The following is a 9,920-nucleotide window of genomic DNA, read 5'->3' on the forward strand; positions in this document are numbered from 1 at the left end:
CCCCGCCCCGGGGCTTGTTTCGGGCGCCGCGGCCGCGGCGCCGGGGCCCGCCCCCCCGCCCCACCCCCCCCCCCCCCCCGGGGGGGCGCCCGCCCCCTCGGCCCCCCCCCCCGGCCCCGTACCACCGCCCGCCGTCCCCCTGGAGCCCGCCCATGCCCGCCGTCGCCATCCCCCGCCGCATCGCCGCCGTGCTGCTCGCCCTCGCCGCCCCGGCCGCCCTGGCCGGCTGCGGTGCGTCCGCGGCGGACGGCCCCGGGAAGGCCGACACCCCGCCGGCCCACATCGAGCCGGCCACCGCCGCCCCGGCGGCCGTACAGGGCAAGCAGGCCGCGGCGATGGCCAGGTCCAAGCCGGTGCGGGTGCGCGTGCCCGCGGCGGGCGTCGACACCGGGCCCGTACTCGACCTCGGTCTCGCCGCGGACGGCACCGTCGAGGTCCCCTCCGTCGCCGACGCCGGCAAGATCGGCTGGTACGACAAGGGCGTGACGCCCGGCGAGACCGGACCGGCCGTGCTGATCGGCCACTTCGACACCGAGAAGGGCCCCGCCGTGCTCAAGAACGTCGCCAAGGTGCGCACGGGCGACGAGATCAGCGTCCAGCGGGCCGACGGCACCACCGCCGTCTTCCGCGTACGGGAACTGGAGCAGGTCGACAAGAAGGCGTTCCCGACCGCCAAGGTGTACGGCGACACCGCCCGCCCCGAGCTGCGCCTGATCACCTGCGGCGGCGACCTGGTCGACGGCCACCGCTCCGACAACATCATCCTGTACGCCGATCTCATCGCGTGAGCCCGAGCGGGGTGAGGCAGAATCGGCCGCATGACGAGCCCCCAGCAGCCCGAGCCCGCCGCCGACCGGTCCTACCGCTCGCCCCTGGCCATCGTGGGCGGCCTCCTGTTGCTCGCCTTCGCCGCCTGGATCGGCGGTGACGCGCTCATCCGCGGCGAAGGGCGGGCCCGCTGGGTCGCGCTCGCGGCGCTGCTCCTCGTCGTGCCGCTCATCGCGGCCTTCACCTTCCGGCCGGTCGTGCGCGCCAACCACGACCGGATGACCGTGCGCAACCCGTTCCGCACGATCGAGCTGCCCTGGGCGGCGGTCTCCACCGTGCGCGCCGGGTACTCCAGCGAGGTCATCACCAAGAGCGGGGCCAAGTACCAGCTCTGGTCGATACCCGTCTCCCTGCGGGAGCGGAAGCGCGCCGCCCGCCTCCAGGACCGCGCGGCGAGGTCCGGTGCCTCCCCGGACCCCGTCGCCGGCGCCATGGGCGCCGACCGGAGCATCGCCGAGCTGCGGCAGCTGGCCGAGCAGTGCGCGTCACGGCCCGCCGCGCAGGGCGAACCGCGCGTGCGCTGGGCGTACGAGATCATCGCGACCTCGCTCGCGGGCCTGGTGCTGCTGGTGGTGCTCACCACCACCGCGTAACGGGCCGCCTGTCACGGCGGACCCGGCCACACCAGCAGCATGTACGCGCCCAGCCACGCCGACGTCAGCACCGCCCCGCCCACCACCAGCCCCGCCACCACCCGCCGCGCCCGGCACACCGCCAGCGCGAGCGGCAGCAGCAGCGGGAAACCCGGCACCAGGAAGCGGGCCCGCGGGAAATAGACACCGCCGCTGCCCAGCACCACCAGCAGCAGCACCCCGCTGAAGACCAGCAGCGCGAGCGGCTGCCGCTCCGCCAGGCACAGCACGTACGCCGCCGCCGACAGCACCAGGACCACCGAGACGGCGACCAGGAAGAGCTGCGGGTTCCGGTCGTACGCGAGGAGGTGCCGCAGCTCGCGCAGGGTGCCGGCGCCGCCGTCCCACGCGTTGCGCCACAGCCGCTGCACGGCGAAGTAGCCGTCCCAGCGGCCGATCCGGGCGCCGACCCAGGCCACGTAACCGAGCCAGCCCAGCGGGGCCGCGCACGCGGCGGCGAGCGGTGCCGCGCGCCGGGTGCGCGCCGCCGCCAGCAGGCCGGTCACGGTCACCGCCGCCGCCACCGCGATCCCGGTGGGGCGCGTCAGCCCCGCCAGCACGGCGAGGGCGCCCGCCGCGTACCAGCGCCCGGTCAGCACGGCGTACAGCGCCCACGCGGCGAGCGCCGTGAACAGCGACTCCGTGTACCCCATCCACTGGACGACCGCGACGGGCGCGGCGCCCCACAGGACGGCGAGGACGGTGCCGGCGCGGCGCCCGTGCAGATGGGCGCCGACGGCGAACACCCCCCAGGCCGCGACCAGCGAGAAGCCGACCGCGAGCACCAGCCCCACCGACGCGCGCGAGCCGGGCGTGACGCCCGCGACCGCCTTGATCAGCACCGGGTAGAGGGGGAAGAACGCCAGGTTGTTGGAGTTGTACGTGGTGCCGAGGGAGTCCTGGTAGCCGTGGTCGGCGATGCCCAGGTACCAGTTGGAATCCCAGGAGGTGGCGAGCGTCGGCCAGACGCCGTGCCCCTTCAGATGGGCCCAGCGGGCCAGGACGAGCAGTCCGAGGAGCCGCACCGTCAGATAGCCGACCAGCGCGGGCGCGGCGTACCGGAGGGACCGGGCGGTCCGCTCCCGGACGCGTACGGCCGCCGGGGACGGGGGTCGCCGGGACGCGGGGACGGTCGGGCGGGCGGTGATCGCCGACGGCGGCACGGTGGGACTCCAGTCTCGCTCGGGTCGCGGCTGCGCTATGGGGGTCACCCTGCTCGGCCGCCCGGGGCGCGTATCGGAGCCGTGCGTCACCTGCCGTACGAGAATCACTCGCAAGAGGGCCCGTACGAGAGCTTGGCGAAGCTCTCGTACGGGCCCTCCCGCGGTGGACGACTCGGATGCCGGTCAGATGCCGGCGGCGGCCGCCAGGTCCCGCTTCAGCGCTCCCAGCACGTCACCGGCCTTGGCGCGCGCGTCGGCCAGCTCGCTCGCGTCGGCGACCGGGACCACGACCTCCAGGTAGCACTTCAGCTTCGGCTCGGTGCCGGACGGGCGCACGATCACGCGCGCCTTGAAGGCACCCTCCAGGTAGTAGCGCAGGCCGTCCGTGGGCGGCAGCGCGGCACTGCCCTTGTTCAGGTCCTCGGCGGAGGTCACCGTCAGCCCGGCGAGCGCGGTGGGCGGCTGCTCGCGCAGGCGGCGCATGGCGTTCGCGATGATGCTCAGGTCCTCCACGCGCACCGACAGCTGGTCCGTGGCGTGCAGGCCGTGCGCGACGGCCAGGTCGTCCAGCAGGTCCGTGAGCGTACGGCCCTGCTCCTTGAGGGCCGAGGCCAGCTCGGCGACGAGCAGCGCCGCCGTGATGCCGTCCTTGTCGCGAACGCCCTCGGGGTCGACGCAGTAGCCGAGCGCCTCCTCGTAGCCGTACGCCAGGCCCTCCACGCGCGCGATCCACTTGAAGCCGGTCAGCGTCTCCTCGTACGGCAGCCCGGCCGCCTCGGCGATCCGGCCCAGCAGCGACGAGGACACGATCGACTCGGCGAAGGTGCCCCGGGCGCCCTTGCGGACGAGGTGGGCGGCGAGCAACGCGCCGACCTGGTCGCCGTGGAGCATCCGCCAGCCGCCGGCGGCGGAGTCGTCGGGGACGGCGACGGCGCAGCGGTCGGCGTCGGGGTCGTTGGCGATGACGATGTCGGGGCCGGCCTCGCGCGCCTTGGCGAAGGCCAGGTCCATCGCGCCCGGCTCCTCGGGGTTCGGGAAGGCGACGGTCGGGAAGGCCGGGTCGGGCTCGGCCTGCTCCTCGACGAGCACGGGCGCGGGGAAGCCGGCCCGCTCCCAGGCGGCCAGGACGACATCCTTGCCGACGCCGTGCATGGCCGTGTAGACGACGTTCGCGGTCCGGGGGGACCCAGAGGTCAGGACGGCGTCCGTACGCGCCAGGTAGGCCTCCAGGACCTCGTCCCCGAGGGTTTCCCAGCCGGACTCCGGACGCGGTACGTCGTGGAGGCTCGCGATGGCCGCGATCTCGGCGGCGATCTCGGCGTCGGCGGGCGGCACGATCTGGGAGCCGTCGCCCAGGTACACCTTGTAGCCGTTGTCGCGCGGCGGGTTGTGGCTCGCGGTCACCTCGACACCGGCGACCGCGCCGAGGTGCCTTATGGCGTACGCCAGGACGGGCGTCGGCAGCGGCCGCGGCAGCACGGCGGCGCGCAGCCCCGCGCCGGTCATCACGGCGGCGGTGTCCCGCGCGAAGTCGGCCGACTTGTAGCGCGCGTCGTACCCGATCACGACCAGGCCGCCGTCCTGGCCCTTGTTCTTCAGGTACGCGGCGAGACCGGCGGCGGCCCGGATGACCACGGACCGGTTCATCCGCATGGGCCCGGCGCCCAGCTCCCCGCGCAGCCCGGCCGTCCCGAACTGCAGCGTGCCGCCGAACCGCTCCGCGAGCGCGTCGAGGTCCCCGGCCTCGATGAGCTTGGCCAGCTCGTCGCGGGTCTCGCTGTCCGGGTCCTCGGCCAGCCATGCCTCCGCCTGCGCGATGAGGTTCTGCTGCACGGTGGTCTGCCTCTCTGGGAGTCGTACGGATGTAGGTGCGTTACGGGTACCCCGCGCCCGCCGCGGCGGAGCAGGGGCGCGGCCCCGGAGCACCGAGGCTCCGGGGCCGCGTCGCCCTTCGCTGAAGGGACGGGGAGGGACTAGATCCGGTCCAGGACCCGCGTGAGCAGCTCGCCCATGCGGGCGGCCGAGTCGCGGCCCGCCTGGAGGACCTCCTCGTGGTTGAGCGGCTCACCCGAAAGGCCCGCGGCCAGATTGGTGACGAGCGAGATGCCGAGCACCTCGGCGCCCGCCTCGCGCGCCGCGATGGCCTCCAGGACCGTGGACATGCCGACGAGGTCGCCGCCCATCACGCGGACCATGTTGATCTCGGCCGGGGTCTCGTAGTGCGGGCCGGGGAACTGGACGTACACGCCCTCCTCCAGCGTCGGGTCGACCTCCTTGCACAGCGCGCGCAGGCGCGGCGAGTACAGGTCGGTCAGGTCCACGAAGTTGGCGCCCACGATCGGGGAGGTGGCCGTGAGGTTGATGTGGTCGCTGATCAGGACCGGCTGGCCGGGGCGCATGCCCTCGCGCAGACCGCCGCAGCCGTTGGTCAGGACGACCGTCTTGCAGCCGGCGGCGACGGCGGTGCGCACACCGTGGGCGACGGCGGCCACGCCGCGGCCCTCGTAGAAGTGCGTACGGCCCAGGAAGAGCAGCGCCCGCTTGTCGCCGATGCGGTACGAGCGGATGCGGCCGCCGTGGCCCTCGACGGCCGGCGGCGGGAAGCCGGGGAGCTCCGTGACCGGGAACTCGGCCTCGGGGGCGCCGAGCGCGTCGACGGCCGGCGCCCAGCCGGAGCCCATCACGAGGGCGACGTCGTGGGTCTCGGCGCCGGTCAGCTCGCGCAGGCGCGCGGCGGCGTCGGCGGCGGCGGCGTAGGGGTCGCCCTGGAGGTGGTCCGGGGTGGCAGTTGCGTTCACAGAGTCTCTCGCCTCGCGAAGTAACAGTCGCCCCGGAACCGCTGCGCGGGGCCGGGGGCCGGGGGCGGGCCCCGGAAAAACACGTACGGACAAGAGCGTAGCCCGAGATTGCCTACGCGCGTAGATGACGATGCCCACGGAGCTCGGATCGTTGCCTTGTCGTTTCCGACAAGTACCGGCGGGTAGGCCCGCGACGCCTCAGCAGGGGCGCTTGCGCAGCTCCATCACGTAGTCGTGGGGCGCGCCCGCCGACTCGGCGGCGTCCGCGATCTCGCCCAGGTAGCGCGCGGAGGGCAGGCCGCCCTCGTAGCCGTTCAGGACGTAGATCCAGGCCGGCTCCTCGCCGTCCAGCGTGTGCACCCGCACCCGCATGCGCCGGTAGATGTCCAGCCCGACGCCCTCCCAGCGGTCCATGGAGTCCTCGTCCATCGGCGCGATGTCGTACAGCGCGACGAAGACCTGCGAGCGCGGCGCCTCGACGATCGTGGCGAGCGCGCCCTCCCAGCCCATCTGCTCGCCGCCGAAGGTCAGCCGCCAGCCGTTGAGCCAGCCCGTGCCGCGCAGCGGGGAGTGCGGGGCGCGGCGGGTCATGAGCCGCGCGTCGAGGTTGCCGGCGTACGCGGCGTAGAGCGACATGGGTCCGAGGGTACGGGAGCGGCCCGGGCGGCGGCTGTTCCGCCTGGAGGGGGCCCGGCGGGAAGGTCCTCGAACGGTGCGGGACAATGGGCTACGTACTCCATCCCTGCCGTGACGAGAGCGCGAGGCGTAACCCCAGTGACCCGGATCGTGATCATCGGTGGCGGACCCGGCGGATACGAGGCGGCCCTGGTGGCCGCCCAGCTCGGCGCGGAGGTGACCGTCGTGGACTGCGACGGCCTCGGCGGAGCGTCCGTCCTGACCGACTGCGTACCCTCGAAGACCCTCATCGCCACGGCCGAGGTGATGACCACCTTCGACTCCTCGCACGAGGAGCTCGGCATCATCGTCGCGGACGACACCCCGCACGTCGACCAGCCCGCCCGCATCGTCGGCGTGGACCTCGGCAAGGTCAACCGCCGCGTCAAGCGGCTCGCCCTCGCCCAGTCCCACGACATCACCGCCTCCGTCACGCGGGCCGGCGCCCGGGTGCTGCGCGGCCGCGGGCGGCTCGACGGCCGTCAGGCCGTGGACGGCTCCCGCCAGGTGATCGTCACCGCCGCCGACGGCAGCGAGGAGACCCTCACCGCCGACGCGGTCCTGATCGCCACCGGCGGCCACCCGCGCGAGATCCCGGACGCCCTGCCCGACGGCGAGCGGATCCTCAACTGGACGCAGGTGTACGACCTCACCGAGCTCCCCGAGGAGCTCATCGTGGTCGGTTCCGGTGTCACCGGCGCCGAGTTCGCGGGCGCCTACCAGGCGCTCGGCTCGCGCGTCACGCTCGTCTCGTCCCGCGACCGGGTGCTGCCGGGCGAGGACCCGGACGCCGCCGCCGTCCTGGAGGACGTCTTCCGGCGCCGCGGTATGAACGTGATGGCCCGCTCCCGCGCCGCCTCCGCCAAGCGGGTCGGCGACCGCGTCGAGGTCACCCTCGCCGACGGCCGGGTCATCTCCGGCACCCACTGCCTGATGGCGGTCGGCGCCGTCCCCAACACCGAGGGGATGGGCCTGGAGGAGGCCGGCGTACGGCTCAGGGAGTCCGGTCACATCTGGACCGACCGGGTCTCGCGCACCTCGGCGCCCGGCGTCTACGCCGCCGGTGACGTCACCGGCGTGTTCGCCCTCGCCTCGGTCGCCGCCATGCAGGGCCGCATCGCGATGTACCACTTCCTCGGCGACGCGGTGACCCCGCTCAACCTCAAGACCGTCTCCGCGAACGTCTTCACCGACCCCGAGATCGCCACGGTCGGTTACACCCAGGCCGACGTCGACGCCGGGAAGATCGACGCCCGGGTGGTCAAGCTGCCGCTGCTGCGCAACCCGCGCGCCAAGATGCAGGGCATCCGGGACGGCTTCGTGAAGATCTTCTGCCGCCCGGGCACGGGCATCGTGGTCGGCGGCGTGGTCGTCGCCCCGCGCGCCAGCGAGCTGATCCACCCGATCTCGATCGCGGTCGACAACAATCTGACCGTCGAACAGATCGCAAACGCTTTCACCGTGTACCCGTCGCTGTCGGGCTCGATCGCCGAGGTGGCACGGCAGTTGCACACCCGGAAGACGACCGCCGAGGCGTAACGCCCCCCGGCCACCGGGACAACACCCGGCAACCCCCGGCAAGTCGGGACATCGACCGGCCGAGGCCGATCGTCGTACGTACACGGACGGGGCCGCCCATACCACTTGGCGGCCCCATCTGTTCGCAACTTCTCGTATTCGGTGCATACGGCTGCAAACACCCGCGTGCTGGGGTTACTGTCAGTTTCGTGTTCGCTGCAGAACGTCGCCAGTTGATCCTCGAAATGGTGCGCGCCAACGGGGCGGTTTCGCTCCGTGAGCTCGCCCGCGTCGTCCAGACCTCCGAAGTGACCGTACGGCGTGACGTGCGGGCCCTCGAGGCCGAAGGACTCCTCGACCGCCGGCACGGCGGTGCGGTACTGCCGGGCGGTTTTACGCGAGAGTCCGGCTTCCCGCAGAAATCCCATCTCGCGACCGCGGAGAAGACGGCCATCGCCGATGCCGCCGCGGCCCTCGTCGAAGAGGGCGAGGCCATCGTCGTCGGCGCCGGGACGACCACGCAGGAGCTGGCCCGCCGGCTCGCCCGCGTCCCCGGGCTCACCGTCGTCACCAACTCCCTGCTGGTGGCGCAGGCGCTCGCGCACGCCAACCGCGTGGAGGTCGTCATGACCGGCGGCACCCTGCGCGGCTCCAACTACGCGCTGGTGGGCAGCGGGGCCGAGCAGTCCCTCCAGGGGCTCAGGGTCTCGCGGGCGTTCCTGTCCGGGAGCGGCCTGACCGCCGAGCGGGGCCTGTCCACGTCCAACATGCTGTCCGCGAGCGTCGACCGGGCGCTGGTGCAGGCGGCGGCGGAGGTCGTGGTGCTGGCCGACCACACGAAGCTCGGCACGGACACCATGTTCCAGACCGTGCCGACGGACGTGATCACGCGGCTGGTCACCGACGAGCCGCCCGCCCACGACGAGCGCGCCGCCACGGAGCTCCAGGCCCTCGCGGACCAGGGCGTCCAGCTCACGGTCGCGAGCGCGGGTTCCTCCGGAGCCTCGGAGGCCTCCCCGCCGGGCCGCCCACCGCGCCGGGAGGTGCCCCTCCCGGGCCAGCGCGGCGCCCGGCACCCGGGCGGCCCCCTGCGCTCGGCCGCCTCCCTGTCGGCGGACGACCGCGCCGCGGAGCGCGGCGCCCGGGTGGCGGACCTGCGGCGCCGCTGAGCGCGCGTGCGGCGCCCGCTCGTCGCTAGGGGGTGTCTTGCCGATCTTGCCGGGCTCGCGACGCCTGGCACGCGCTCCCCCAGAGCTTCGCCTGGGGGTGCCCCCAGCCGCGTTGTCGTCGGTCGCCGATGGCCCCCGTAGCCCTTCAGGCACGGGAGGTGCCCCCACCGCATGGACTCCCTCGGTCCGCCTTGCGATCGCACGCTCCCCCTCGGCTTCGCCTGGGGGCCCCAGACGCCGCTCGCTGATCCGGCCTGATCGACAAGACACCCCCTAGGCCTGCGAGCTGTTACGCCTGCGAGCCGTTACGCCTTCAGGCCGCGGAGCGTCAGCCGCAGCAGGCGGTCCGCCAGCTCCGGGTCGTCCGGGGACTGCTCCGCCGCCAGGGCGATCGCGTTCGTCAGCTGCATGAGGTCGTCGATCGAGACGCCCTCCCGTACGGCGCCGCTGCTCACGGCCCGGTCCAGGAGGCGGGCGCCCGCCTGGCGCAGCGGTACGTTGCACTCCGACAGCGCCGAACTCCGGTCGTGCGACGCCGACATAAGCGCGCTCGCCAGGCCGCGGTACTCGCCCGCGTGCGTGATGATGGCGCGCAGCCACGTGACCAGCGCCTCGCACGGGTGCTCCGCGTCGGCGAGCTGCCGCGACCGCTCCAGCAGCGCGCCCAGCGCCTCCTGGAAGACCGCGCCCATCAGCGCGTGCCGGTTCGGGAAGTGCCGGTACAGCGTGCCGATGCCCACCCCCGCACGGCGCGCGATGTCCTCCAAAGACGCGTCGGTGCCGTGCTCGGCGAAGGCGGAGCGCGCCTCGGACAGCAACCGCTCGTAGTTACGGCGCGCGTCCGCCCGCATGGGGCGCGCCGAACCCGGCGACGTACCCGGTGCCGTGCCCGCTGCCGTACTGGTCGTCATGGCGCCCGTCCTCCCTGGCTCCGCCGTGTGCCTCCAGCATGCCATCGCGCAGCCGGAGGCCCTCTCCGGATGGTGAAGGGGCCCGCCGGTCACCACCGGCGGGCCCCTTCACAGGCATCTCCGTACGGACGTCAGTCCTTGATCTCGCAGATGGGGGCGCCGGAGGTGAGGGAGGCGCCGACCTCGGCGGCCAGGCCCTTGACGGTGCCCGCGCGGTGGGCGTTGA

General features: G+C 74.0%; 9 protein-coding genes. 4 read left to right on the plus strand and 5 right to left on the minus strand.

Going from position 1 to position 9,920, the window contains the following annotated elements:
* The first annotated feature begins 152 nt into the window (after window positions 1-152).
* Entirely contained in the window at window positions 153-788 is a 636-nt protein-coding gene (locus ABZX67_RS32760) for a class F sortase (protein WP_355368281.1), read from the plus strand.
* 30 nt (window positions 789-818) lie between these two features.
* Window positions 819-1,421, plus strand: a complete 603-nt coding sequence (locus tag ABZX67_RS32765; RefSeq protein WP_355368284.1) for a PH domain-containing protein — start codon at window positions 819-821, stop codon at window positions 1,419-1,421.
* 11 nt (window positions 1,422-1,432) lie between these two features.
* On the opposite strand, the gene ABZX67_RS32770 is transcribed toward ABZX67_RS32765, so the two are convergent.
* The 4 genes from ABZX67_RS32770 to ABZX67_RS32785 all read right to left on the minus strand — a co-directional run bounded on the left by ABZX67_RS32770 (window position 1,433) and on the right by ABZX67_RS32785 (window position 6,057).
* Window positions 1,433-2,623 (minus strand): hypothetical protein, encoded by a 1,191-nt coding sequence (locus tag ABZX67_RS32770; RefSeq protein ID WP_355368287.1) that lies wholly within the window; start codon window positions 2,621-2,623, stop codon window positions 1,433-1,435.
* 183 nt (window positions 2,624-2,806) lie between these two features.
* Entirely contained in the window at window positions 2,807-4,456 is a 1,650-nt protein-coding gene (locus ABZX67_RS32775; RefSeq protein ID WP_355368290.1) for a phospho-sugar mutase, read from the minus strand.
* Between the two features lie 140 nt (window positions 4,457-4,596).
* Window positions 4,597-5,421, minus strand: a complete 825-nt coding sequence (locus ABZX67_RS32780; protein ID WP_355368293.1) for a purine-nucleoside phosphorylase — start codon at window positions 5,419-5,421, stop codon at window positions 4,597-4,599.
* A 198-nt stretch (window positions 5,422-5,619) separates the two neighbouring features.
* Window positions 5,620-6,057, minus strand: a complete 438-nt coding sequence (locus ABZX67_RS32785; RefSeq protein WP_355368296.1) for a gamma-glutamylcyclotransferase — start codon at window positions 6,055-6,057, stop codon at window positions 5,620-5,622.
* Window positions 6,058-6,168: 111 nt separating this feature from the next.
* Here ABZX67_RS32785 and ABZX67_RS32790 point away from each other — a divergent pair, with 111 nt between their 5' ends.
* Together ABZX67_RS32790 and ABZX67_RS32795 are read left to right on the plus strand one after the other, a co-directional pair.
* Window positions 6,169-7,635: an NAD(P)H-quinone dehydrogenase gene (locus ABZX67_RS32790; protein ID WP_355368299.1), complete on the plus strand. Its 1,467-nt coding sequence runs from the start codon at window positions 6,169-6,171 to the stop codon at window positions 7,633-7,635.
* Between the two features lie 188 nt (window positions 7,636-7,823).
* Window positions 7,824-8,783, plus strand: coding sequence for a DeoR/GlpR family DNA-binding transcription regulator (locus ABZX67_RS32795; protein ID WP_355368302.1), 960 nt, complete (start codon window positions 7,824-7,826; stop codon window positions 8,781-8,783).
* Between the two features lie 305 nt (window positions 8,784-9,088).
* On the opposite strand, the gene ABZX67_RS32800 is transcribed toward ABZX67_RS32795, so the two are convergent.
* On the minus strand, window positions 9,089-9,694 hold the full coding sequence (locus tag ABZX67_RS32800; protein ID WP_355368305.1) for a TetR/AcrR family transcriptional regulator: 606 nt from the start codon (window positions 9,692-9,694) through the stop codon (window positions 9,089-9,091).
* Window positions 9,695-9,920: the final 226 nt, after the last annotated feature.

The sequence above is a fragment of the Streptomyces sp. NPDC003036 genome (genome assembly GCF_040611175.1).
Taxonomy (GTDB): domain Bacteria; phylum Actinomycetota; class Actinomycetes; order Streptomycetales; family Streptomycetaceae; genus Streptomyces.